Consider the following 23,464-nt stretch of genomic DNA (forward strand, 5'->3'; position numbering starts at 1 on the left):
GCGAGCTGGCGGCGGGTGGTGGCGCGCGGCTTGCGGACGTCGACGAGCTCGGCGACGGGGACGTTGGCGAAGTCCTTCGGGCAGACGAGGAGGATCTCGTGGCGCACGCGCGCGGTGTCGCCGCCGGCGGTGCGGGCCGCGAGCTCTTCCAGGGCCAGGACGTAGACGGCGGCCTGGCGGGCGGCGGCGCCGACCTTGCCGGGGTCGGCCGCGCCGTCGATCACCGGGAAGGACTTGATCTCCACGACCGTCCACGACCCGTCCGGGTGGACGACCACGGCGTCGGGCTCCAGGAAGGCGGGGGTGCCGGAGACCGGGAGGGCGAGCAGGGGGTGGTCGAGGAGCGCCCAGCGGCCGGCGGCCGTGGCCTCGCGCAGGGCGAGCGCCGTACGGGCGGTGCGGCCTTCGGGGCCGCCGGCGGTGAGGTCGGGCACGTCCACCGAGCCGGGGGCCGGGGCGGGGGTGCCGTCGCGCAGGCGCTCGTGGAGCAGGCGGACGAGCTCCGCGCCGCCGTCGGCCTTGGCGCGGGCCTCGAAGGAGTGGCCGCGCACGATCGCGAACTGCGACTGCCCGAAGGCGGCCGGCGAGCCGAGGGCCGCGGCGAGGGCGCCCTTGTCGACGCCGGCGCCGTCGAGCAGGACGCGGCGGCGGCAGCCGGGGTTGGCCGCGAGGGCCGCGAGGGCGCGGGCGTCGAGCGGGCGGGGCGGGTGCCCGGGCCCGCGCAGCTCAGCGAGCCGCTGCCGCAGTGCCGCCGGTGCGGCTGTCGCCGGCGGTCCCGCGGGCCGGCTGTCGGGGGATCTTGTCACTGGCGTCCGCCTCGTGAGGTCGCTGCGGCGCTCCCGGGCTGCCGTCTCCGGCGGCGGTGCCGGAGGCCGCGGCCCGGGGAAGCGCTGTACCCGCCGAAGTCTCGCACCCGCCACTGACATTCGCGGGCGTCCCGGGGGTTTCGCCGCGTCCCGCGCCGGTCAGGCGGCCCTGTACGCGGTCCACGAGGCGCAGCGCGGGCTTGGCGAGCAGCAGGCCGGCGACCATGACGGCGGCGCCCGCGACGGCGTCGAGGAAGTAGTGGTTGGCGGTGCCCATCACGACGAGGGTGATGGCGAGCGGGTAGACGACGCCCGCGGCCTTCGCCCAGGCGGTGCGCCCCTGGCGCCAGAGGACGACGCCGCACCACAGGGCCCAGCCCACGTGGAGGCTCGGCATCGCGGCGTACTGGTTGGTCATGCCGCCCAGCCCGCGCGGGGCGCTGGCCTCGCCGCCCCACCAGCCGTAGGAGGCGTACTGGGCCATCGTGTCGACGAAGCCGTAGCCGGTGTCGAGCAGCCGGGGCGGGCAGGTGGGCAGCAGGGTGAAGCCGACGAGGCCGATGAGGGTGGAGATCATCAGCCAGCTGCGCTGGAGGCGGTATTCGGCCGGGCGCCGCTTGAAGAGCCAGATCAGGATCGCCGGGGTGAGCAGGTAGTGCAGGGAGGCGTAGGCGAAGTCGGCGGGTACGCCGATGGCCGCGTGCTCGGTGAACAGCCGGTTGAGCGGGTGTTCGAAGTTTATTCGGAATGACTTCTCAAGATCGAGAATCGCCAGTCCGTGGTCGACGGCGGGCTGCACGCCGCCGCGGACCAGCAGCCGGCCGGCGGAGTACAGCGCGTACACCACGGCGATCAGCGGCAGTTCGGTCCACCAGCGCGGCCGCTTCCGTAGTGGTGCAGTGCGGTACATCCGGACGCTCTCCATTAGTCAGACGGCCTTACAAGCGCGCATGCAACCGTACGGTGTACGTCGCATGGGTCGCACACCGCCCCGTGAGGTGAAGGAAACGCCGGGTTCGCCCGCTGTTTGTGCGGTGCCGGCAGGTGTGCGGGGGAGGAGACGCCTCTATCGATGCAGGGGTTGCCTGTCACCGGTGTGAGGAACGCATCGGCCGGGTGAGCGATGATGGACGACGAGCAGATCGTTTCTGTTGTTCTCCTTTCGAAATGGGGGGACAGCGCGGTGATCTGTGATGACTTCTGTTGGAAAAATCACCGAAAACACCGACGACACCGAAGACTGGGAAGGGGCGCTTCATGGCACCGCGGATCCTGCTGGCCCGGCACGGACAGACCGAGTGGTCGCTGTCCGGCAAGCACACCGGCCGCACGGACATCCCGCTCCTCGACGAGGGCCGGCGCGGCGCCAAGCTGCTGGGCGAGCGGCTGCACCGCACCCCCTGGGACGGCCTGCCGGGCGTCGAGGTCCGCACGAGCCCCCTGCTGCGCGCCCACGAGACCTGCGAGCTGGCGGGCTTCGGCGACCGGGCGGCCCCCTGGGACGCGCTGATGGAGTGGGACTACGGCGCCTACGAGGGGATGACCCCCGCCGAGATCAAGGCACAGCGCCCCGGCTGGCTGATCTGGCGCGACGGCGTGCCCGGCGGCGAGAGCCGGGCCGAGGTCGGCGCCCGCGCCGACGAGGTCGTCGCGTGGGCCCGCTCCGCCGACCGCGACGTGCTGGTCTTCGCCCACGGCCACATCCTGCGCACCATCGCGGCCCGCTGGCTGGGCGAGGACATCTTCTTCGGCTCCCGCATCCGCCTCGACCCCACCTCGCTGTCGATCCTCGGCTGGGCCTACGGCGCCCCGGCGCTCGAACGCTGGAACGACACCGGCCACCTCGCCTGACGCCCTCCGCCCCACCCGGGCGCCCCCGCACGAGCTCCCTCCTACGGGTGAGGAGGGCGCGGCCGGAGCGACGATCGCCTCATCCGAGGGAATGATCGGATGCCGGAAGGGACACGGCGGGCCTCGGACGGAGCCGCGCCGTCGACAGCGAAGGGCGTGAGCGATGGCACCCGGCAGCGTGACGGAAACGGGCACCCGCGGGCGCCCCGGGCGGCACCCCGCGCCGGGGGCGTCCCCCGGGCCGCCCCGGCCCCGCCGACGCCGTCGCCGGGCGCTCTCCCCGCAGCCGTGAGGCGGGCCCCGCGCCGCCGCGAGGCGGCCGCCGGCATCGCCGCCACCCTCGCCGCGCTCCTCTTCGCCGCCTGCGCCGAGGACGTGCGGACCGGCGAGGACGGCGGGAGCGGCACCGGCGGCCGGAGCACCACGGTGACCGTCGGCACCTTCGGCGTCTTCGGATACAAGCAGGCCGGCCTCTACGCCGAGTACGAGCGCCTGCACCCCGACGTCACGATCAAAGAGAGCGTGATCGAGCGGAACGACGCCTACTACCCGCAGCTCCTGACGCACCTCGCGGCCGGCGGCGGCCTCGCCGACATCCAGGCCGTCGAGACCGGCAACATCAACGAGATCGTCACCACGCAGGCCGACCGCTTCGTCGACCTCTCCCGCGCCGCCGGCGTCCGCAAGGGCGACTGGCTGCCCTGGAAGTGGGACCAGGCCACCACCCGCACCGGCCGCACGATCGGCCTCGGCACGGACATCGGCCCCATCGCCGTCTGCTACCGCAAGGACCTCTTCGCCGAGGCCGGGCTGCCCACCGACCGCGAGAGCGTCGGCAGGCTCTGGGCGGGCGACTGGCAGAAGTACATCGACACCGGCAAGCGCTACAAGGCGCACGCCCCGGCCGGCACGGTCTTCACCGACTCGGCCGCCGGCATCTACAACGCCTCCGTCCACGCCCACTCCGAGCGCTACTACGCCCGCGACGGCCGGCCGCTCTACCGCGACAGCCCCGCCGTCAAGGAGTCCTGGGACCTGGCCATGCAGGCCGCCCGGGGTGGGCTGACCGCCCGGCTCAAGCAGTTCGAGAAGCCCTGGGACCAGGCCTACGCCAACGGCCGCTTCGCCTCCGTCGCCTGCCCGCCCTGGATGCTCGGCTACATCAAGGAGAAGGCGGGCGCCGCCGGCAGGAACAAGTGGGACGTGGCCCCCGCTCCCCGCCCCGCCAACTGGGGCGGCTCCTTCATCGCCGTGCCCAAGGCCGCCCGGCACCGCGCCGCGGCCACCGCCCTCGCCGTCTGGCTCACCGCCCCCGAGCAGCAGGCCAAGCTCTTCGGCCGGCAGGCCAGCATCCCCTCCACCCCCGCCTCCTACGCGATGCCGCTCGTGCGGGACTCCCGCAACCCCTACTTCGGCGGCGCCCCCGTCGGCCGGATCTTCTCGGACGCGGCCCGTGCCGTCCCGACGCTGGTCATCGGCCCGAAGGAGGCGCAGATCGGCACGGCCTTCACCGACATCGGGATCCCCCAGGTCGAGCAGCAGGGCAAGTCCCCGGAGGCGGGCTGGAAGGCGGCGCAGAAGGAGATCGAGAACGTGATGGACGCATGACGGCCACGGCCGGGACCGTCGAGGAGGCCGGGGCCCCGCTCCCCCGCCCGCCCGGCACGCACGGCGGGGCCCGCCCGGGGCCGTGGCGCAGCCGCCTCTACCGCTGGGACGTCCGCTACAGCCCCTACGCCTTCATCGCGCCGTTCTTCCTCTTCTTCGGCGCCTTCGGCCTCTTCCCGCTCCTCTACACCGGCTGGGCCTCGCTGCACCGGGTCGAGCTGGCCTCGCCGGACCACATGGAGTGGGTCGGCCTGCACAACTACACCCGCCTGCTGGACGACGCCTTCTTCTGGAACGCCCTGCGCAACACGTTCACCATCGGCGTGATCTCCACCGTCCCGCAGCTGCTGATGGCGCTCGGCCTCGCCCATCTGCTGCACTACCGGCTGCGCGCCGCCACCTTCTGGCGGGTCGCCCTCCTCACCCCGTACGCCACCTCCGTCGCCGCCGCCACCCTCGTCTTCGTCCTCCTCTACGGACGCGACTACGGCATGGTCAACTGGGCCCTGGGGTCCCTCGGCATCAGCCCCGTCGACTGGCAGAACGGCACCTGGAGCTCCCAGTTCGCGGTCTCCTCGATCGTCATCTGGCGGTGGACGGGCTACAACGCCCTGATCTACCTGGCGGCCATGCAGGCCGTCCCCGACGAGCTGTACGAGTCGGCGGCGCTGGACGGCGCCTCCCGCGGGCAGCAGTTCCGCTACGTCACCGTGCCCGCCCTGCGCCCCACCATCCTGTTCACCGTCGTCGTCTCGACCATCGGGGCCACCCAGCTCTTCGGCGAGCCCCTGCTCTTCGGCGGGGCCGGCGGGCAGAAGGGCGGCGCCTCGCACCAGTTCCAGACCCTCGGCCTCTACCTCTACGAACAGGGCTGGTTCAACTTCCACCTCGGGCGCGCCTCCGCCGTCGCCTGGACGATGTTCCTGATCCTGTTGCTGATCGCCGCGGCCAACATGCTCCTCGCGCGGCGGCTGAGGAAGAGCCACTGAGGGACTGCCGTGACGATCACGACGACCGGACGACCGAGGCCCGAAGGCCCCGGACCGCAGCGGGCCCGGTCCCGCAGGGCCGCCCTGCGGGACCGGGCCCGCCTCCCGCGCCTGCCGCACCGGCGGGCCTCCGGCGCGGCCCGCACCCGTGCGGGCCGGCAGCTGCACGCCGGCCCCCTCACCTACGCGGTGCTCTCGCTCTTCACCGCCGGCTCGCTCTTCCCCCTCGTCTGGACGGCGGTCACCGCCTCCCGGGACAACGCCCGGCTGGCCAAGACCCCGCCGCCCTTCTGGTTCGGCACGCGCCTCGCCGAGAACGCGGGCATCGCCTGGAGCGAGGCCAACATGGGCCTGGCCCTGCTCAACACCCTCTTCGTCGCGGGGACGGTCGCGCTGGGCACCGTGGTCTTCTGCACCGTCGCCGGCTTCGCCTTCGCCAAGCTGAAGTTCCGCTTCAGCGGGGCGCTGCTGCTCCTGACGGTGGGCACGATGATGGTGCCGCCGCAGCTCAGCGTCGTCCCCCTGTTCATGGTCATCGCCGAACTCAAGTGGACCGACCAGCTGCAGTCGGTGGTCCTGCCCACGCTCGTCAGCGCCTTCGGGGTCTTCTTCATGCGCCAGTACCTGCTGGAGGCGCTCCCCGGCGAGCTGGTGGAGGCGGCCCGCGTCGACGGGGCCAGCAGCCTGCGCGTCATCTGGCACGTCGTCTTCCCCGTCGCCCGGCCCGCGATGGCCGTGCTGGCCATGCTCTCCTTCGTCCAGGCCTGGAACGACTTCTTCTGGCCGATCATCGCGCTGACCCAGGAGAACCCCACGGTCCAGGTGGCCCTCACCGGGCTCGGCCGCGGCTACGTCCCCGACCAGTCCGTGATCATGGCCGGCGCGCTGCTGGGCACGCTTCCGCTGCTGCTCGCCTTCACCCTCTTCGGCAAACAGATCGTCGGCGGCATCATGCGGGGCGCCGTCAAGGGCTGACCCCGCGCCGCTCCCCCTCCACGCCCCCACTCCCGGGAGACCCCGATGACCGTGAACTTCCCGCCCGGCTTCCTCTGGGGCACCGCGACCGCGGCGTACCAGGTCGAGGGCGCGCCCCACGAGGACGGCCGCACGCCCTCCATCTGGGACACCTTCTCCCACACCCCCGGCAAGACCCATGGCGGTGACACCGGCGACACCGCCACCGACCACTACCACCGCCGCGCGGACGACGTCCGGCTGATGGCGGACCTCGGACTCGGCGCGTACCGCTTCTCCGTCTCCTGGCCGCGCGTGCAGCCCACCGGCCGCGGCCACGCCAACCAGCCGGGCCTGGACTTCTACCGCGCCCTCGTCGACGACCTCCTCGACCACGGCATCCGCCCCGTGCTGACCCTCTACCACTGGGACCTGCCGCAGGAGCTGGAGTCGGCCGGCGGCTGGCCGGAGCGCGGCACCGCCCACCGCTTCGCGGACTACGCCCACCTCGTCGCCGAGGCCCTCGGCGACCGCGTCGAGATGTGGACCACCCTCAACGAGCCCTGGTGCAGCGCCTTCCTCGGCTACGGCTCCGGGGTGCACGCGCCGGGCCGCACCGACGACCTCGCGGCCCTGCGCGCCGCCCACCACCTCAACCTGGCCCACGGCCTGGGCGCGCAGGCCCTGCGCGCGGCCCTGCCCTCCCACGGGCAGGTGTCGGTCACCCTCAACCCGGGCGTCGTGCGCGCCTTCACCGACGCCCCGCAGGACGTCGACGCCCAGCGGCGCATCGACGCCCTCGCCACGCGCGTCTTCACGGGCCCCATGCTGCACGGCGCCTACCCCGAGGACCTGCTCGCCGACACGGCGTCCGTCACGGACTGGTCGTTCGTGCACGACGGCGACCCGGCGGTCATCAAACACCCGCTCGACTCGCTGGGCATCAACTACTACACGCCCACCGTGGTGGCGGCCGCCACCGACGCCGCCCCGCCCGGCGAGGCCCGCGAACCCTCGCCGTTCCCCGCGGCCGGGGGCGTCGCCTTCCACCGCCCGCCCGGCAAGCGCACCGCGATGGACTGGTCGGTCGACCCCACCGGCCTGTACGACCTGCTGCTCCGCTTCGCCGAGGAGGTCCCCGGCCTGCCGCTGGTGGTCACCGAGAACGGCGCGGCCTACGACGACAAGCCCGACGGTGACGGCGCCGTGCACGACCCGGAGCGCATCGCCTACCTGCACGCCCACCTCGACGCCGTCCGGCGGGCCATCGCCGACGGGGCCGACGTGCTCGGCTACTTCCTCTGGTCGCTGCTGGACAATTTCGAGTGGGCCCACGGCTACAGCAAGCGCTTCGGTGCGGTGCACGTCGACTACGCCACCCAGGTCCGCACGCTCAAGTCCAGCGCCCGCTGGTACTCCCAGGTGGCCCGGACGGGCCAGCTCCCGCCGTACTGACCGGTAGGGGGATCGGGCCGCAGCCGCCGGGGGGGGCGCCCTTGCGTCGCGCAGGACAATGGATGGCGGTGCAGACGATCCTGGAGGTATGTACATGTCCGAGCCGCAGTCGGCTCCCGACGCGGGCCCGACCGAGCGACCGCGCCGCCTGAAGCCCGCGCAGCTGCTCTTCGAGCCCCCGGAGGCGGTCGCCGACCCCGAGCACTTCTTCGACCTGGAGTCGATCGAGGACCCCCGCGAGCTGCTCGCGCGCTCCACGGAGCTCGCGCTGGCGTTCCGCGCCGCGGCCGACCGGGCGACCGAGTTCCAGGCGGTGGCGGCGGCGCAGCTCGCCGACCCCCGGCGGTTCGACCGGCTGTCCACCGCCGTGATCGCCGAGCGCGCGGAGTGGAGCGAGGACTACGCGAAGAAGATGGTCGAGTTCGGCCGGGATCTGATGCGCGGCAGCCGCAACGGCGAGTGACCCGCGTTCCGTGAGCGCGCCGCACCCCGGCCCATGGCCCCGACCATGGGCCGTTGGCATATGCGGCGCGAAAAATAGCGCACCGCACCCCGGCCTGTCCCGACTTCCGCAACTACCGGATGCCCCGGTCTCCGCACCGCCCAGCATGGGCGTCATGACCTCTCGGCAGTACGACCCGCGCGATCCGTTCTCCCCGGGCTCCGGCGCTCCCGGCGGCCCCTCCCGGCAGCCCCGCTCCGCCCACGTCACCCTCGCCGGGGCGGACTGGCTCGCCTCGGCCAGTCCCTTCCCCCGCAGCGTGCACGCCCTGTGGATCGACTGCCCGGCCAATCCGGTCGCGCTGCCCTGCGGAGTCGCCTTCGACGTGGTCAGCGCCCCGGCCCTGTTCGGCCGCCGGGTGCTGGACCGCTTATGGCAGAAGGGGCCGGGCTCCGGGCCGGTGGCCGCCCAGCGCGGCCGGCTGCAGCTGTTCGCGGCCCCCGGCACGGCCCAGCGCCTGCCCGCGCTGCTCGGCTGGGAGGAGTGGGCCCGCGCGATGCCGCCGCTGCTGTGCCACGGCACGGGCGACACCGTGACCGTCCCGCCGCTCTACCCCTCCGGCCCCGAGGAGCCCGCGCCGCCCGTCTCGCGCTGGGTGGTGGCCCCCGAGGCGCGCCACCCGTGGCTGCCGGACGCCGAGGCGCTGCTGTGGGCCTGCGTGCGGGTGGCCCGCGCGGCGGCCGGTTCTCCGCTCGCCGAGCTCCCCGTCCGGCCCCGGCAGCGCACCGCCGAGCTCTCCCCAGAGGTCACTCCCGAACCCGCCATGTGACCCGGGGCACCCCGCTGACCTGCGCAAGCACCCTCGCAGCCCGCTGAAACATCCGGATTTTCGTTCCACCCGATCAGGGTGCTAGAGTCTTCTCTGTCAGCAGGCGCCGCTAGCTCAGTTGGTTAGAGCAGCTGACTCTTAATCAGCGGGTCCGGGGTTCGAGTCCCTGGCGGCGCACAGACAGTCGAAGGCCCTCACCGCAAGGTGAGGGCCTTCGTCGTGTCCGCGCTCGCGCGGTGGGCGCGCCTCACGCCCGGGTCACCCCGACGGTCCACGACCCGCCGGCCGTCCGCCCCCGTACGGTCACCCGCACCCCGTCGGTCTCCGAGGCCAGGGACTCCCCCACGCCGAGCGGCGCGTCGGCCAGCGGCGGGTAGACGGACTCGCCCCAGCAGGCCTGGTGACCGGGATGCCCGTCGAGGACCTGCACCGGGCCGCTGCCCGAGGCGGTGTCGCTGTGCACCCGGTAGACGAGGACGCCCTCCGTGCAGGCGCCGCTGTCGTTGCCGGAGGCGGAGCGCGCCTCCACGGCCAGCGCCGTGGTGGTGCCGGTGCGGATCACGATCAGGCGGGTGCGGCCGTCGCCGCCCGGCTGCATGGGCGTCTCCAGCGGCTGGAGGGTGTAGAGGGCGCCGCTGGGGCCGCGGGTGCAGGCCACCTGGGCCGGTGTGAGCCAGCCGAGCTTCCACTTGTGCCAGCCGAAGGGGTCGGAGGCGAGCCCGAACTGGCTGCCCATGAGGTCCCAGTCGCCGACGTGGGTGTCCCAGTCGCCCTTGCCGTCGGTGGGCCGGTGGTAGAGGTCGGGCAGGTCCAGGACGTGCCCGGTCTCGTGGGCGAGGACGTTGCGGTCGGGCGGGTGGTGCTCGAAGACGGTGACGATGCGGCGCAGCTGCGCGCCGTCGGCCAGCAGGGGCCGGTCGAGGTTGACGACCTTGGTCGCGTCGGAGTCGACGCCCGGCGCGTCGGGGTCGGCGACGAGGTAGACGAGGTCGTAGCGGCCGAAGTCCACGCCGGGGTCGGCGGCGGCGACGGCGTCGCGCAGGTAGTCGGAGCGCCGGTCGCCCTCCCAGTCGCGCTGTATGCGGTACGAGGTGGCGGACCGGGGCATCTTCACCCACCGCTTCACCGGGTGGGCGCGCAGGGAGAACCGGCCGTAGGAGGCCCGCTCGAAGAAGCGGCTGGTGGCGGGGAAGTGGTCGGCCGCGAGCTTCTCGGGGGACACCGCGGGTTTGGAGTCCGGGAAGGACAGGAAGATCATGACGGCGTCGAGCCGCCCGACGGGCCGTGGATAGGCCGGGTTCCAGCTGTCGAGCCCTTCGGAGTGGTGGGCCTGGCTGCGCGGGAGCGCGCAGGGCCCGCCGGGCCCCACGGCCTGGGCGGGGACGGCGACGAGCGTGGTCGCCGCGATGGCGCACAGGACGGTGAGGACGACCCCGACGCGGCGCAGCGGCCGCGGCCGGTCCACTCCCATGGGTGTCTGCGGACGCACCACGTCGACCTCCCGGGACGGATTCGGGACACCTCATCCACCCTCGGTGGATTTATGGTGGTATGCCCCATTCCGCTGCTCCGGTCGAGTGACTAGCCCGACTTCTGGGTACATCACACTCAGTCACTGATGGTCAATCGAGAGGGTGTGGCACAACAGCCTCAGGCACGAGCGCGCACGGTCGTGCAGAAGTGGACACCCCGGGGGCCGCGGCCCGGCCTCTCGCGGCAGGGCCGCTGGAACGGTCCTCCTGCGAGCTCTATGATCGCCACATTTCCAGCACGGATACGCCGGACGGACGGCCTCCCGCCGCTCGTTCGGACACGCGTACGAGATCCATGAGACCCATACGAAACCAGTGCGGAACGAATGCCTTGCGGGAGCGAGCGGTGAGCGGAACCCTCGATGGCCAGGGCGGCGCGCCCTGCCCAACGCCTACAGTCGTCACGCAACGTAATGAATCCAGTGATTTTCGTGCCGCGTTCAATGCCGCGCAGCTCGCCATGGCCGTGGTGGGCCGCGACGGCCGGGTGCGCACCGCCAACCACGCGCTCGGGGCCCTGCTGGGCACCGACCCGGCCCGGCTCGCCGACGCCCCGGCCGCCGAGTTCACCGGCCTGCGCGAGGATTCGCGCACCTGGAGCGCGTACCGCGAAGTGCTCCTCGGCCGCCGCGAGCGCCTGCACTGCACCCGGCGGCTGAAGCACACCGGCGGCCAGGGCGTGTGGGCCGAGGTGATCGTCACCCCGCTGCCCGACAGCTGCGACACGCTGCTGTCCGTCGCCGACATCAGCGACCGGCGCGACCTGCGCGCCCGGCTGCGCCACCTGCGGATGCACGACCCCGTCACCCGGCTGCCCAACCGCAGCCTGTTCTTCGAGCGCCTGACCACCGCGCTGGCCACGGCCTCCGCCGCGCGGGGCGGGCAGGGCCGCATCGGCGTCTGCTATCTGGACCTCGACGGCTTCAAGGCCATCAACGACACCCTCGGCCACCGGGCCGGGGACCGGCTGCTGGGCGCGGTGGCCCGGCGGCTGAGCGAGTGCGCCGCGCCCGGCGGGCACCTCGTCGCCCGGCTGGGGGGCGATGAGTTCGCGCTGCTGGTGGAGGAGTCCGAGGGCACCGAACAGCTCGTCGGGCTCGCCGCCCGCATCCAGGACGGGCTCCAGCAGCCGTTCGAGGTGGCCGGGCAGCAGCTGTCGGTGTCGGCGAGCATCGGCGTCGTCGAGCGCCCCGCGGCCGGCACCCACGCCACCGAGCTGATGCAGGCCGCCGACACCACGCTGTACTGGGCGAAGGCCGACGGCAAGGCCCGCTGGACGCTCTTCGACCCCGAGCGCAACGCCCACCGGATGACCCGCCAGGCCCTCTCCAGCACGCTGCGGCTCGCGGTCGAGCGCGGCGAGTTCGTCCTGCAGTACCAGCCGCTGGTGGGCCTCGGCGACGGGGTCGTGCGCGGGGTGGAGGCGCTGGTGCGCTGGCGTCACCCGCAGTTCGGAATGCTCGCGCCGAATCGGTTCATCGGCCTCGCCGAGGAGACCGGGGCGATCGTCCCCCTGGGCCGCTGGGTGCTCGCGACCGCCTGCCGCCAGGCGCGGCAGTGGCAGCTCGCCCACCCCGAGGAACCGATCGTCGTCAGCGTCAACGTCGCGGTGCGGCAGGTGTGGGACTCCGATCTGGTCTCCGACGTGGCGGCGATCCTCGCCGAGACCGGCCTGCCGGCCCGGCTGCTGCAGCTGGAGCTCACCGAGTCGGCGGTGATGGGCTCGGCGGGCCGGCCGCTGCAGCAGCTGCGCCAGCTCAGCGACATGGGCGTGGCCATCGCCATCGACGACTTCGGCACCGGCTACTCCAACCTCGCCTACCTCAGCCGTCTGCCGGTCTCCACGCTCAAGCTCGACGGCTCCTTCGTCCGCGGCTTCCGCGCGGAGGAGCCGCCGAACCCCGCGGACGAGACGATCGTCGAGGCCCTGGTCCAGCTCGCGCACCGGCTGGGGATCACCGTGACGGCCGAGTGCGTGGAGAGCGCGGAGCAGGCGGAGCGGCTGGGGCGCATCGGCTGCGACACGGGGCAGGGGTGGTTCTACTCCCGCCCCGTACCGGCGGACTCGATCTCCTCCCTGCTGACGACGGGGGTGCGCCCCTAGCGCCCCGGCGGCCGGCCGGACCCGCGCCTCACATGCCGTACACGTCCGCGATCAGCTCGTAGCTGCGCAGCCGCGCCTCCGCGCCGTGCGCGTTCGTCGTGATCATCAGTTCGTCGACACCGGTCGTCTTCACCAGGTGGTTCAGGCCCTCCCTGACCACCTCGGGCGTGCCGTGCACCACATTGGCGATCCGGCTGTCGACGAACTCCCGCTCCGCCGGGCTGAAGTCGTACGACGCCGCCTCCTGCGGCGTCGGGACCAGCCCCGGCCGCCCCGTGCGCACCCGCAGCATCGACAGCGCACCGGTGAGCACCTGGCGGCGGGCCTCGGCCGTGTCCTCCGCCGCGAACGCCTGCACGCCGATCTTGGCGTACGGGCGGTCCAGGACCGAGGAGGGGCGGAAGCACTCGCGGTAGAGGTCCAGCGCGGCCACCGTGTTGCCGGAGGAGAAGTGGTGCGCGAAGGAGAAGGGCAGGCCCAGCGCGCCGGCGAGCCGCGCGCTGAAGCCGGAGGAGCCGAGCAGCCAGACCGAGGGGCGGTCGGCGCGCTGCACCCCGCCGGGGACGCGGCCCTGGACCGGGCCGGGCACGGCGTGGATCCCGGCGTAGCGGTGGCCGTCGGGGAAGTCGTCGTCGAGGAAGCGGATCAGCTCGGCCAGCTGCTGCGGGAACTCGTCCGCGCCTTCGCTCAGCCGGTCGGTGCGGCGCAGCGCGGCGGCCGTGGCGCCGTCCGTGCCCGGGGCGCGCCCGAGGCCGAGGTCCACGCGCCCGGGGGCGAGGGCCTCCAGCGTGCCGAACTGCTCGGCTATCACCAGCGGCGCGTGGTTGGGCAGCATCACCCCGCCCGAGCCGAGGCGGATGCGCTCGGTGTGCGCCGCGAGGTGGGCGAGGACGACGGCCGGGGAGGAGCTGGCGATGGCGGGCATCGAGTGGTGCTCGGCGACCCAGAAGCGGTGGTAGCCGCGGCGCTCGGCCAGGCGGGCCGTCTCGACGGTGGTGGCGAGGGCCTGCCGGGCGGTCCGTCCGGCGCCGACGGTCGCCAGGTCCAGTACGGACAGGGGAACGGGGGCGCTGCCCCGGGCCCGCCCCCGGATGAAGTCGTCCTGCGCGTCGGGCACGGTGGCGTCGGGCACGGTGGTCCGCCTTCCTGTTCCTGATCGTCCGCGGCGCGGCACGGGGTGCCGCGCCGGGAGCCGGTCCGCTGCGACCGGCCGAAAGGGGCAGCCGGAGATCGTCTCCGGTTATTCCCCCGCCCGTCCCCCGCGCCGTCCGCGGCCGCGTTCCGCATTTCATGGCAGCGGCATATGCCGAGCTGCCAACACCCGCTGCTAGCGGCACGTTTCGCCGTTATCGTGGTCGGCGGGAGACTCGCCGGAAGCCCGTAGGGGGAGACCGTGGCGCTCAAGCCCGACCCGACCGCACCGTTCCACTCGGTGCAGTACGCCCTGCGGGTGCTCGAGGCGGTCGCCCGGCACTCCGGAGGGGTGACCACGAGCCAGATCGCACGCGAGACCGGACTGCCCGCCGCCCATCTCGCCCACCTCCTGCCGATGCTCCGCCACGAGGACTACGTACAGCGCACCGGCGACGGCGGGTACGTCACGGGCGACGCCCTCGTCCTGCTCGGCTCCGGCGGCGACCGCAGCGCCGCCCTGCGCCACAAGCTGCAGCAGTCGCTGGGCGAGCTCCGCGATTCGCTCGGCGCCGCGGTGTACCTGAGCCGGTACATCGACGGCGAGGTGAGGATCACGCAGGTCGCGGACGGGCCGCACACCCCGCGGGTCAACGAGTGGGTGGACTTCCGCTCCGCCGCCCACGCCAGCGCCGTCGGCAAGTGCCTGCTCACCCAGCTCGACCACGACGACCGCCGCGACCACCTCTCGCGCCACCGGGCCGCCCGGCTCACCTCCCGGACGATCACCAGCGAGAAGGTGCTCCTCACCACCCTCGAACGGCAGCCGGCGACCGTCCCCGTCCTCGATCTCCAGGAGTACGCCGTCGGCACGGTCTGCGCGGCCGTCCCGGTCACCGCCGGGAGCGCCGTGGGCTGCCTCGCCCTCTCCCTGCCCCTGGCCCACGCCCACCGGCTGCGGCAGGCCGCGGAGTCGCTGAACCGGCGGGCCGCGCCCCTGATGCTGTCGATGGCCCTCTGAGGGCCGCCGGGCGGTGCGAAGGGGGCCGGAGGGAAACGCGGTCGAGAGCACCCCCCGGGACCAGGTATATTTATCTCTGTCAGCAGGCGCCGCTAGCTCAGTTGGTTAGAGCAGCTGACTCTTAATCAGCGGGTCCGGGGTTCGAGTCCCTGGCGGCGCACAGACAGCCGAAGGCCTCCACCGTCAGGTGGGGGCCTTCGGCGTATGCCCGCACACCCCGGGCGTCCGAGCGGGGCCCGTAGCATGGGGGCCGTCCGTCCCGACGTGCGCCAGGAGAGGAGAACCGTGACCGGCACGATCACCAGTCACCGGTCGGCGGCCGTGGCCGCGCTCCTGCTTCTCCTCGCGGTCGTCTTCGGGCCGCTTCCGGGTGGCGCCCAGCCGTCCGCCTCGGTCGCCCCGGCCGCCGCGCCCGTCCGGGCCGCGGAGTCCGTGCGTCACGCGGACCCGGCAGCACCCGCCCGCGCCGGACAGCTCGTACGGGCCGACGCCCCGGACAGCGGCTCCAGCTGCCGCCAGCGGGACGTGCCGCTGAAGGACGCCGAGACCGCCGTCGCCTCCGGGCACGCCGATCCCGTCACCGCGCCGGGCACCGCCCGCGCCCCGCTCCCCCAGGCCGCCGCGCCCCGGGCGACCGCCCCGCGCGCACCGCCCGCCTCCGCCGCCGGCTGCGCCGAGCTGCTCCCGGTACTGCGGATCTAGATCCCCCGTCACGGCCCTTCGCCGGGCCGTGCTTCGGCATATCCGGATTCCGCACCCTCCCGGGAGTTTTCTCTTTTATGTCTGTTAAATCCCCCAAGGCCGCGAAGCCGTCCCAGGCCAAGGCCCGTACCGGCGCCCGCGCCGTCTCCCTCCCCCGCCGCCTCGCCGCCCTCGGCGCGGTCCTCGCCCTCGTCGTCGCCGTGGTCGCGGTGGGCATGGCGATCGGCAAGAGCGGCGGCTCCGGCAAGCGCACGCCCTCCGCGTCCGGCACGTCCTCCACCGACCCGATGGACCCGGTGTTCGCCCAGGCCGAGCGGGCCACCAGCCGCCGCCAGGACGGCGACCCCCTCGCGCTCGGCCGCAAGGACGCGCCGGTCGTACTCGTGGAGTACGCCGACTACCAGTGCTCGTACTGCGGCAAGTTCACCCGCGACAGCCAGCCCGAGCTGATCAAGAAGTACGTGGACGAGGGCGTGCTGCGCATCGAGTTCCGCAACTTCCCGATCTTCGGCAAGGACTCCGAGCGCGCCGCCCGCGCCTCCTGGGCGGCCGGTCGGCAGGGGAAGTTCTGGCAGTTCCACGACGAGGTCTACGCCAAGCTCCGCAAGGGTGACGCGCTCGCCGAGGACAAGCTCGTCGACCTGGCCGGCAAGGCCGGCGTGAGCGATATCGACCGCTTCCGCTCCGATCTGAACGGGTCGGCTTCCGAGGAAGCCGTCAAGAAGGACCAGAAGGAGGGGTACGACCTCGGCGTGACCTCCACCCCGTCCTTCCTCGTCGGCGGCCGCCCCATCGCCGGGGCGCAGCCGATGGCCGCCTTCGACGAGGCCATCGCCCAGGCGCGGGCCGCGCACGACCGCGCGAAGTAGGGCGGCGGCGTGAGCGACATCGGCTACCTCGCCGCGTTCCTCGGCGGCGCCCTCGCCCTGGTCAGCCCGTGCAGCGCGCTGCTGCTGCCGGCCTTCTTCGCGTACTCCCTGGCGAGCCCGGGCCGGCTGCTGGCCCGCACCTGCGTCTTCTACGCGGGCCTCGCGACCACGCTCGTGCCGCTCGGCGTGGCGTCCACCGCCGCGAGCCGGCTCTTCAACGGCCACCGCGAGCTGCTGGTGACCGCCGGCGGCTGGATCGTGATCGCCATGGGCGCCGCCCAGATCCTGGGCCTGGGCTTCGCGTCGAAGAGGGCCCAGGCCGCGGCCGGGCGGATCACGCCGCGTTCGGCGGCGTCGACGTTCCTGCTGGGCTGCGTGTACGGGCTGGCCGGGTTCTGCGCCGGGCCGATCCTCGGCGCGGTGCTGACGGTGACCGCCGTCAACGGCAACCCGGTCTACGGCGGCTCCATGCTCGCCGTCTACGCCCTCGGGATGGCGCTGCCGCTGTTCGTGCTGGCGGTCTTCTGGGACCGCTTCCGGCTCGGCGGCCGGCGCTGGCTGCGCGGCCGGGAACTGCGGCTGGGGCCGCTGCGGCTGCACACGACGTCGCTGGTCTCGGGCCTGCTCTTCATCGGCATCGGGGTGCTGTTCCTCGCCTACGACGGGACGACGGGCCTGCCCGGGATCCTGGACGCGGACCAGGAGTACCGCCTGGAGGAGCTCGCGTCCCGGGTGGGCGGCGCGGTGCCGGACTACGTGCTGCTGGCGGGGGTGGCGCTGGTGGTGGCGGGGGTCCTGGCGAGGATCGCCCTCCGGCCGGGCGGCAAGGGTGACTCCGGGGCGGAGTGAGCGGGCCGGGCGAGGGGGTCCGGCAATCCGGCGCGGCCTGGGGCGCCTCCCCGGCCCCACCCCGGGGAGGCGCCGGGAGGCTCCGTTCGTCCGTGCGGCCGCCGGGGCCGTCAGAACCGGACGTCGGAGCAGGCGTAGAAGGCGTTGCCCGTGTCCGCGATGGTCCACACGGCGAGGACGAGCTGCTTGCCGGTGCGGCCCGCGGGCAGGGTGCCCTGGTGGGAGACGGTGGCCTCGGGTATCCGGCCGCCGTAGGGGACGGTCAGGAAGGGCTGTGCTTCGAGGTCGGCCCGGGTGAGCGGCCGGCTCGGGTCGTAGGTGGGCTTGGTGAGGTAGTAGCGGAAGTCGGTTGTGGCGTGGCGGGCCGTGAGCCGCCACCGGAAGGTGAGGCTCTGGCCCGAGGTGACCTTGGTGGCCGGCCACTGGCCGCCGCGCGGATCGTCGAGCTCCGCGAAGCGGCTGTTGCCGCCGGAACAGATGGTGCCGTCGGCGGGCCCGCGGGCCGGGAAGCCCTTGGAGCCCTCGACGCTCTGCGGCTCCCACCGGATCGCGCCGCAGTCCGTGACGGTGCCATTGGCGCAGTACACCTGCCGGCTGGTGGGTGAGTCGGTGTAGCCGTGGCCGCTCGCGCTGCCGGTGGCGAACAGGGACACGCCGGCGATGCCGAAGCCGATGATCGCCGCACTGATCTTTTTGCGCATGCTTTCGCTCCTCGGAGAACGTGGGGGGTTCTGTGAGCCGAGTGAAATGCGGTCTAGACCAAGGCGGAGGCTAGTACCGGCCGTTTGGCATGTCTAGGCCAACGGTCGAAAGGATCCGGTCACACCGGTGACGCGAAGCCTTCACTTGTTCGCCATTGGGACCGTCATTGCCCTGCACCCATGCCCGTGCGGCAGCCGCGTCCCGCCCTCCGGTCCTTTGCCGTTCAAGCAGGCGGTCTTGACGGACTTCGTCAGGTGTCTCGACGTACCAGAGCTCGGCGAGGTACCGGCGGGCGTCGCGCCAGCCCGGCTCGTCGCAGGCCAGGTAATTGCCCTCCGTGACCACCAGCCGGGCCGACGGCGGGACCAGGTGCCGGGCGGCGACCGGCTCGTGCAGCGTGCGGTCGTAGTCCGGCACGTAGACGTCCCGGTCGCGCTCCTGCGTCACGCGCCGCAGCAGGTCGGCGTAGCCCCACACGTCGAAGCTCGGCGCGGAGCCCTTGCGCGCGGTCAGCCCGAGGCGCTCCAGCTGCGCGTTGGAGAGGTGGAAGCCGTCCAGCGGCAGGTACGCGGCACTGCCGGCGCCGTGCTGCCGCCGCACCTGAGCGACCAGGGCCCGGGCGAGCGTCGACTTTCCCGCGCCGGGCGGTCCGGCGATGCCGAGGAGGGTCCGGCCGTCCGCGCCCGCGCCGCCGCCCGCGAGCGCCCACGCGTCGGCCGCCATGTTGATGATCGTCATGCGCGCACGCTAGCGCCGGGCGTCAGCGGGGCCGCCCGTAGAGGTTCGGCCGGTAGCGGGAGAAGGTCGAGATCCGCACCCTGGCGCCCGGGTGCGGCGCCTCGATGTAGCGCTCCCCGCCCAGGTAGAGCGCCACGTGGTGGACCCCGGAGGCCCGGCCGTTGCGGGACCAGAAGACGAGGTCGCCGCGGTGCAGCGCGCGCCGGGTGATCCGTTTCGTGGCCCGGTACTGGTCGGAGGCGATGCGCGGCAGTCGCACACCCGCGCGGCGGTAGGCCTGCTGGACGAGCCCGGAGCAGTCCCAGCGGCGGGGACCCGTACCGCCCATGGCGAAGGGGTCACCCAGATGGGCCGTCGCGTAGCGAATGGCCGGTTCCAGACGGTCGCCGGCGGGCCGGACCGCCGGCAGGACCGCCCGGGGACCGCCGCGTCCCGCCACCGGGCCGGGGGCCGCGGCCGCGGGGCCCGCTCCGGGCCCGGCCAGCACCGCCGCCCATACGGCCGCCACGACCGCGCTGCGTATTCGCACCACGCCCGTCGCCTTCCTTCGCTCCGGCCCCCTGCCGGCACTCGGGCACAGCCTCTCAGCGGCCCCCCAAGGCCGCACGCCGGGGACGGCCGGGCGGGTGACCCGGCCCGGTGGTCGGGAGCACCCTCCGGGATCAGGTAGAGTTTTCTCTGTCAGCAGGCGCCGCTAGCTCAGTTGGTTAGAGCAGCTGACTCTTAATCAGCGGGTCCGGGGTTCGAGTCCCTGGCGGCGCACGCGAGCCTCAAGGCCCCTCACCATCGGTGAGGGGCCTTGAGTCATTTTCCGGTCAATGACATGACTCATCGTGGCAGGTCGCACCACTTTGCCCGGTAAACACCTTGTTTCACCCTTGCGATCATGCCCGGGCGTCCGAGATCCTGAACGGACAGCGATGACCCAACATCACTGAGTGACTATCGAGTTGAGTTGGGTGGCGCCGGGGGGGCCGGTGCTCTTGGGGTCCGTGTGGCCGTGGGGGGCCGGATGAGACCCGCGATCTGACACACGCAGTCAGCATGCGTGCGGGGGGCAATGACACATGACGTCCACTCCTGCCGGCGCCCGGCGGCAGCTCCACGACCCGACGGCGGCGGCCGGGCCCCGCACACCCGTCAGCCAGGGCACGATCCCGCAGCAGCCCGGCCACGGCGCTCCCGCCCCGCCGCCGCTCCCCGCGCGCCCGCCGAGAGCCCGGCCCCGCTTCGACTACGAGCACTACAGCCGGCTGGCCGGCCCGCTCACCCAGCCCGACCCGGACCGCCCCTACCGCGTGCGCTACCGCAGCCTGCTCGCCGAGGAGACACACCGCGTCCTCGGCGCGGTCCTCCTCGCCGCCGCGCCGGTCGTATCGCTGGCTCTGCTGGTGTGGCTGATGCAGCCGGCGCACTGGACGCAGCGCGATCACGCCACGCCCCTGATGCGGACGCTGGACGCGGTGATGCTGGTCTCCATCGGCCTCATCGAGCTCTTCCGCACGATGAACGTCGCCTCCAACGCCCACGCCACGCTCGTCGCCCGCGACCCCGTCCCGGTCGTGCCCGAGACGGGCACCAAGGTCGCCTTCCTCACCTCCTTCGTGCCGGGCAAGGAGCCGCTGGAGATGGTGACCCGGACCCTGGAGGCCGCGGTCCGGCTGCGCCACCGCGGCCCGCTCGACGTCTGGCTGCTCGACGAGGGCGACGACCCCGCCGTCAAGGCCGTCTGCCGGCGCCTCGGCGTGCGCCACTTCTCCCGCAAGGGCATCGAGAAGTGGAACCGGCCGAAGGGGCACTTCCGCGCCAGGACCAAGCACGGGAACTACAACGCCTGGCTCGACGCCCACGGCGACGCCTACGACTTCTTCGCCTCGGTCGACACCGACCACGTCCCGCTGCCCAACTTCCTGGAACGCATGCTCGGATACTTCCGCGACCCCGATATCGCGTTTGTCGTTGGTCCTCAGGTCTACGGGAACTACGATGCGGCCGTGACCAAGGCCGCAGAAAGCCAGCAGTTCCTTTTCCACGCCCTGATCCAACGCGCCGGAAACCGCTATGGCGCGCCCATGTTCGTCGGCACCAACAATGCCGTCCGCATCAGCGCTCTGAAGGGAATCGGCGGCCTCTACGACTCGATCACCGAGGACATGGCCACCGGCTTCGAACTGCACCGCCACCGCAATCCTGCGACCGGCCGCAAGTGGCGCTCGGTCTACACCCCGGACGTGCTCGCGGTCGGCGAGGGCCCCAATGCCTGGACGGATTTCTTCACCCAGCAGCTGCGCTGGTCCCGGGGCACCTACGAGACCATCATCAAGCAGTACTGGAAAGGCCCCTGGAGCCTCTCCCCCGGGAAATTCCTCAATTACACCCTGATGGTCATCTATTATCCGATGACCGCACTCAACTGGATGCTCGGCGCCCTCAGCTGCGCCCTCTTCCTCGGGCTCGGCGCCTCCGGAATCCAGATCAATTCCGAGGTCTGGATGATGCTCTACAGCGATGCGGCGGCCCTGCAGATCGGGCTCTACATCTGGAACCGCCGGCACAATGTCTCGCCGCACGAGCCGGAGGGCTCGGGCGGGCTGGCCGGCATGGTGATGTCCGCGCTCTCCGCGCCGATCTACGCCCGCTCGCTGACGGATGCCGTGCTGCGCCGCAAGAGCCGCTTCGTGGTCACCCCGAAGGGGGATTCGGCCAGCCCCGACACCCTCTTCGGGACGTTCCGCATCCATCTGTTCTTCCTGCTGGTCTTCGGCGGCTCGCTGGTGGCCTCCTTCTGGCTCGGCCACACCCACGTCGCCATGCGCACCTGGGCGTCGCTGGCCCTCGCGATCACCGTCGCCCCGATCGTCGCGTGGTGGTGGACCGCGCGCAGAGCCCAGAGAGCCGTGGAGGCCTCCCGATGAATTTCCGGCACTACCGTGTCAGCCGCCGCACCCGCCGCTTCGCGGTCGGGTCGGCGGTGGTGCTCGCCCTGGCGGGCATGAACGGGCCGGCCATCTGGGGCTACGCCTCGAACCAGTACCACGACTACAAGATCAATCAGCCGGAGTACAAGGCGAAGAACGGCCACTGGGACGTGGTCGACGTCCCCGGGGAATACCGGATCAATACGATCCACGCGGCCCTGCTGCACACCGGGAAGGTGCTCCTCGTCGCCGGTTCGGGCAACAACGCCGCCAATTTCCGGGCGAAGTCCTTCCGCACGGTCCTGTGGGATCCGGTGCGGAACACCTACAAGGACGTTCCCACCCCGAAGGACCTCTTCTGCGCCGGCCACACCCAATTGCCCGACGGCCGCCTGCTGGTGGCCGGCGGCACCCAGCGCTACGAGAAGCTGGAGGGCGACGTCGACAAGGCCGGCGGTCTGATGGTCGTCCACAACGAGGACCCGGACAAGCCGATGACGCTGCCCGCGGGCACGCGCTTCACGGGCCGCAAGAACGGCAAGACCTTCGAGGCGAAGGACACGGTGCTCGTCCCCCGCGCCAAGAAGGAGCAGGACAGCGAGACCCGTAAGGTCACCGTCACGGTCTCCACCGCCCGCGTCTACGTGGAGGCGCTGCAGAAGGGCCACCAGTACGAGACGGGCCTCACCGACAACTACCGCGTCGAGGGCCTCACCGGCAAGGACGCCCAGAACGTCTACGGGATCGCCAACAAGCTCTCCTTCGACAAGAAGGACTTCCAGGGCATCAAGGACACCCTGGAGTTCGACCCCGAGGCCGAGCGCTACGTCACGGTCGACCCGATGAACGAGGCCCGCTGGTATCCGACGCTGACCACCCTCCAGGACGGCCGGGTCCTGTCCGTCTCCGGCCTCGACGAGATCGGCCAGGTCGTCCCCGGCAAGAACGAGGTCTACGACCCGAAGACGAAGAAGTGGACCTACCTCCCCAAGGAGCGCTTCTTCCCGACGTACCCCGCCCTCTTCCTCACGGACAAGGGCCGCATCTTCTACACCGGCTCGAACGCGGGGTACGGCCCGGCGGACAAGGGTCGCGTGCCGGGGCTGTGGGACCTGACGACCAACGACTTCACCGAGATCCCCGGCATGAGCGACCCGGACACCCTGGAGACCTCCATGTCCGTGCTGCTGCCCCCCGCCCAGGACCAGCGGTACATGGTCCTCGGCGGCGGCGGGGTCGGCGAGGACAAGAAGTCCACGGCCAGGACCCGCATCGTCGACCTGCACGACTCCAGCCCGCGCTTTCGCGACGGCCCCGAGCTGTACGCCGAGGCCCGCTATCCCAGCAGCGTCATCCTGCCGGACGACACGGTGCTCACCACCAACGGCTCGGGGGACTACCGCGGCCGCGGCGACTCCAACGTCCTCAAGGCCGAGATCTACGACCCGGCCGCCAACCGCACCCACGCCGTCGCCGACCCCCTGGTGGGCCGCAACTACCACTCGGGCGCGCTGCTGCTGCCCGACGGCCGCGTGATGACCTTCGGCTCCGACTCGCTCTTCGGCGACAAGGCCAACACCAAACCGGGCGTCTTCCAGCAGCAGATCGACCTCTACACCCCGCCCTACCTCTACCGGAAGGGCCGCCCGGAGCTGAAGGACGCCGAGCCGAGGACGGTGGAGCTGGGCGGCACGGCCACGTACCGCACGGACCGCCCGGGCGACATCGCGAGAGCGCGCCTCATCAGGCCGGGGTCGTTCACGCACGTCACCAACGTGGAGCAGCGCTCGATCGCGCTGGAGTTCACGAGGACGGCGAACGGCATCACGGTCACCCTGCCGAAGGAGTCCTCGCTCGTCCCGCCCGGGTGGTACATGCTCCATGTCGTGGACAGCCGGGGCACGCCCTCGCCGGCGGTGTGGGTGAAGGTGCCGGTGGCGAGCTCTTAGCGGGCCGGCGCGCGC

20 protein-coding genes, 3 tRNA genes and 1 pseudogene are annotated in these 23,464 nt (G+C 72.6%); 17 read left to right on the plus strand and 7 right to left on the minus strand.

The features are described from left to right. Both ACSNOG_RS03555 and ACSNOG_RS03560 read right to left on the minus strand, forming a co-directional pair. Positions 1-806, minus strand: a pseudogene (locus ACSNOG_RS03555) (hypothetical protein); the annotation flags it as partial. Beyond that, positions 727-1,716: a phosphatase PAP2 family protein gene (locus tag ACSNOG_RS03560; RefSeq protein ID WP_436751032.1), complete on the minus strand. Its 990-nt coding sequence runs from the start codon at positions 1,714-1,716 to the stop codon at positions 727-729. The pseudogene ACSNOG_RS03555 and the gene ACSNOG_RS03560, both read right to left, overlap by 80 nt. 347 nt (positions 1,717-2,063) lie before the next feature. Here ACSNOG_RS03560 and ACSNOG_RS03565 point away from each other — a divergent pair, with 347 nt between their 5' ends. From ACSNOG_RS03565 to ACSNOG_RS03600, 8 genes are all read left to right on the plus strand, one after another. Continuing rightward, positions 2,064-2,657, plus strand: a complete 594-nt coding sequence (locus tag ACSNOG_RS03565; protein ID WP_436751033.1) for a histidine phosphatase family protein — start codon at positions 2,064-2,066, stop codon at positions 2,655-2,657. A 288-nt stretch (positions 2,658-2,945) separates the two neighbouring features. Next, on the plus strand, positions 2,946-4,265 hold the full coding sequence (locus ACSNOG_RS03570) for an ABC transporter substrate-binding protein (protein ID WP_436751034.1): 1,320 nt from the start codon (positions 2,946-2,948) through the stop codon (positions 4,263-4,265). After that, positions 4,262-5,254 (plus strand): carbohydrate ABC transporter permease, encoded by a 993-nt coding sequence (locus tag ACSNOG_RS03575; RefSeq protein WP_436751035.1) that lies wholly within the window; start codon positions 4,262-4,264, stop codon positions 5,252-5,254. Before ACSNOG_RS03570 ends, ACSNOG_RS03575 begins: the two co-directional genes overlap by 4 nt. Before the next feature lie 111 nt (positions 5,255-5,365). Continuing rightward, positions 5,366-6,229 (plus strand): carbohydrate ABC transporter permease, encoded by an 864-nt coding sequence (locus tag ACSNOG_RS03580; protein WP_436751101.1) that lies wholly within the window; start codon positions 5,366-5,368, stop codon positions 6,227-6,229. 45 nt (positions 6,230-6,274) lie between these two features. Next, positions 6,275-7,663 carry a GH1 family beta-glucosidase gene (locus ACSNOG_RS03585; RefSeq protein ID WP_436751036.1) on the plus strand — a complete coding sequence of 463 codons (1,389 nt, stop codon included), beginning with the start codon at positions 6,275-6,277 and terminating at the stop codon, positions 7,661-7,663. A gap of 94 nt (positions 7,664-7,757) precedes the next feature. Then, on the plus strand, positions 7,758-8,126 hold the full coding sequence (locus ACSNOG_RS03590) for a hypothetical protein (RefSeq protein ID WP_436751037.1): 369 nt from the start codon (positions 7,758-7,760) through the stop codon (positions 8,124-8,126). Between the two features lie 154 nt (positions 8,127-8,280). Continuing rightward, positions 8,281-8,934, plus strand: a complete 654-nt coding sequence (locus ACSNOG_RS03595) for a bifunctional DNA primase/polymerase (RefSeq protein WP_436751038.1) — start codon at positions 8,281-8,283, stop codon at positions 8,932-8,934. Positions 8,935-9,037: 103 nt separating this feature from the next. Beyond that, positions 9,038-9,111, plus strand: a tRNA-Lys gene (locus ACSNOG_RS03600). Between the two features lie 70 nt (positions 9,112-9,181). Here ACSNOG_RS03600 and ACSNOG_RS03605 read toward each other — a convergent pair. Then, positions 9,182-10,405 (minus strand): M6 family metalloprotease domain-containing protein, encoded by a 1,224-nt coding sequence (locus tag ACSNOG_RS03605; protein ID WP_436751102.1) that lies wholly within the window; start codon positions 10,403-10,405, stop codon positions 9,182-9,184. A 521-nt stretch (positions 10,406-10,926) separates the two neighbouring features. Here ACSNOG_RS03605 and ACSNOG_RS03610 point away from each other — a divergent pair. After that, a complete protein-coding gene (locus ACSNOG_RS03610; protein ID WP_436751039.1) occupies positions 10,927-12,570 on the plus strand; it encodes a putative bifunctional diguanylate cyclase/phosphodiesterase in 1,644 nt (547 codons plus the stop codon). Positions 12,571-12,598: 28 nt separating this feature from the next. Here the strand turns inward: ACSNOG_RS03610 and ACSNOG_RS03615 are convergent, their stop codons facing one another. Next, a complete protein-coding gene (locus tag ACSNOG_RS03615) occupies positions 12,599-13,702 on the minus strand; it encodes an LLM class flavin-dependent oxidoreductase (RefSeq protein WP_436751040.1) in 1,104 nt (367 codons plus the stop codon). A 261-nt stretch (positions 13,703-13,963) separates the two neighbouring features. Here ACSNOG_RS03615 and ACSNOG_RS03620 point away from each other — a divergent pair, with 261 nt between their 5' ends. The 5 genes from ACSNOG_RS03620 to ACSNOG_RS03640 all read left to right on the plus strand — a co-directional run bounded on the left by ACSNOG_RS03620 (position 13,964) and on the right by ACSNOG_RS03640 (position 17,142). After that, the gene (locus tag ACSNOG_RS03620) at positions 13,964-14,722 is read left to right on the plus strand and encodes an IclR family transcriptional regulator (RefSeq protein ID WP_436751041.1); all 759 of its coding nucleotides are present in this window, start codon (positions 13,964-13,966) and stop codon (positions 14,720-14,722) included. Between the two features lie 86 nt (positions 14,723-14,808). Further along, positions 14,809-14,882: transfer RNA gene (locus ACSNOG_RS03625), tRNA-Lys, on the plus strand. Between the two features lie 125 nt (positions 14,883-15,007). Further along, positions 15,008-15,424, plus strand: a complete 417-nt coding sequence (locus ACSNOG_RS03630; RefSeq protein ID WP_436751042.1) for a hypothetical protein — start codon at positions 15,008-15,010, stop codon at positions 15,422-15,424. A gap of 77 nt (positions 15,425-15,501) precedes the next feature. After that, positions 15,502-16,293 (plus strand): DsbA family protein, encoded by a 792-nt coding sequence (locus ACSNOG_RS03635; RefSeq protein ID WP_436751043.1) that lies wholly within the window; start codon positions 15,502-15,504, stop codon positions 16,291-16,293. Between the two features lie 9 nt (positions 16,294-16,302). Then, a complete protein-coding gene (locus tag ACSNOG_RS03640; protein WP_436751044.1) occupies positions 16,303-17,142 on the plus strand; it encodes a cytochrome c biogenesis CcdA family protein in 840 nt (279 codons plus the stop codon). A gap of 110 nt (positions 17,143-17,252) precedes the next feature. Here ACSNOG_RS03640 and ACSNOG_RS03645 read toward each other — a convergent pair whose 3' ends face one another. The 3 genes from ACSNOG_RS03645 to ACSNOG_RS03655 all read right to left on the minus strand — a co-directional run bounded on the left by ACSNOG_RS03645 (position 17,253) and on the right by ACSNOG_RS03655 (position 19,114). Further along, a complete protein-coding gene (locus ACSNOG_RS03645) occupies positions 17,253-17,843 on the minus strand; it encodes a lytic polysaccharide monooxygenase auxiliary activity family 9 protein (RefSeq protein ID WP_436751045.1) in 591 nt (196 codons plus the stop codon). 70 nt (positions 17,844-17,913) lie between these two features. Then, positions 17,914-18,582: a nucleoside/nucleotide kinase family protein gene (locus ACSNOG_RS03650; protein ID WP_436751046.1), complete on the minus strand. Its 669-nt coding sequence runs from the start codon at positions 18,580-18,582 to the stop codon at positions 17,914-17,916. 22 nt (positions 18,583-18,604) lie between these two features. Then, positions 18,605-19,114, minus strand: a complete 510-nt coding sequence (locus ACSNOG_RS03655) for a C40 family peptidase (protein WP_436751047.1) — start codon at positions 19,112-19,114, stop codon at positions 18,605-18,607. Between the two features lie 156 nt (positions 19,115-19,270). Here ACSNOG_RS03655 and ACSNOG_RS03660 point away from each other — a divergent pair. The 3 genes from ACSNOG_RS03660 to ACSNOG_RS03670 all read left to right on the plus strand — a co-directional run bounded on the left by ACSNOG_RS03660 (position 19,271) and on the right by ACSNOG_RS03670 (position 23,449). Then, a tRNA-Lys gene (locus ACSNOG_RS03660) sits at positions 19,271-19,344 on the plus strand. A gap of 305 nt (positions 19,345-19,649) precedes the next feature. Further along, the gene (locus tag ACSNOG_RS03665) at positions 19,650-21,497 is read left to right on the plus strand and encodes a glycosyltransferase family 2 protein (RefSeq protein ID WP_436751048.1); all 1,848 of its coding nucleotides are present in this window, start codon (positions 19,650-19,652) and stop codon (positions 21,495-21,497) included. Then, the gene (locus ACSNOG_RS03670) at positions 21,494-23,449 is read left to right on the plus strand and encodes a galactose oxidase-like domain-containing protein (RefSeq protein WP_436751049.1); all 1,956 of its coding nucleotides are present in this window, start codon (positions 21,494-21,496) and stop codon (positions 23,447-23,449) included. The genes ACSNOG_RS03665 and ACSNOG_RS03670 overlap by 4 nt, the downstream gene beginning before the upstream one ends. Positions 23,450-23,464 lie beyond the last annotated feature (15 nt).

Source organism: Streptomyces sp. URMC 124, assembly GCF_051386455.1.
Lineage (GTDB): Bacteria > Actinomycetota > Actinomycetes > Streptomycetales > Streptomycetaceae > Streptomyces.

What these genes read in the sequence shown, in the direction of transcription:
- ACSNOG_RS03560 (WP_436751032.1), bottom strand. Translation starts at nt 1,716, where the DNA reads ATGTACCGCACTGCACCACTACGGAAGCGGCCGCGCTGGTGGACCGAA.
- ACSNOG_RS03565 (WP_436751033.1), top strand. Translation starts at nt 2,064, where the DNA reads ATGGCACCGCGGATCCTGCTGGCCCGGCACGGACAGACCGAGTGGTCG.
- ACSNOG_RS03575 (WP_436751035.1), top strand. Translation starts at nt 4,262, where the DNA reads ATGACGGCCACGGCCGGGACCGTCGAGGAGGCCGGGGCCCCGCTCCCC.
- ACSNOG_RS03585 (WP_436751036.1), top strand. Translation starts at nt 6,275, where the DNA reads ATGACCGTGAACTTCCCGCCCGGCTTCCTCTGGGGCACCGCGACCGCG.
- ACSNOG_RS03590 (WP_436751037.1), top strand. Translation starts at nt 7,758, where the DNA reads ATGTCCGAGCCGCAGTCGGCTCCCGACGCGGGCCCGACCGAGCGACCG.
- ACSNOG_RS03595 (WP_436751038.1), top strand. Translation starts at nt 8,281, where the DNA reads ATGACCTCTCGGCAGTACGACCCGCGCGATCCGTTCTCCCCGGGCTCC.
- ACSNOG_RS03605 (WP_436751102.1), bottom strand. Translation starts at nt 10,405, where the DNA reads ATGGGAGTGGACCGGCCGCGGCCGCTGCGCCGCGTCGGGGTCGTCCTC.
- ACSNOG_RS03610 (WP_436751039.1), top strand. Translation starts at nt 10,927, where the DNA reads ATGGCCGTGGTGGGCCGCGACGGCCGGGTGCGCACCGCCAACCACGCG.
- ACSNOG_RS03635 (WP_436751043.1), top strand. Translation starts at nt 15,502, where the DNA reads ATGTCTGTTAAATCCCCCAAGGCCGCGAAGCCGTCCCAGGCCAAGGCC.
- ACSNOG_RS03645 (WP_436751045.1), bottom strand. Translation starts at nt 17,843, where the DNA reads ATGCGCAAAAAGATCAGTGCGGCGATCATCGGCTTCGGCATCGCCGGC.
- ACSNOG_RS03650 (WP_436751046.1), bottom strand. Translation starts at nt 18,582, where the DNA reads ATGACGATCATCAACATGGCGGCCGACGCGTGGGCGCTCGCGGGCGGC.
- ACSNOG_RS03665 (WP_436751048.1), top strand. Translation starts at nt 19,650, where the DNA reads ATGACGTCCACTCCTGCCGGCGCCCGGCGGCAGCTCCACGACCCGACG.
- ACSNOG_RS03670 (WP_436751049.1), top strand. Translation starts at nt 21,494, where the DNA reads ATGAATTTCCGGCACTACCGTGTCAGCCGCCGCACCCGCCGCTTCGCG.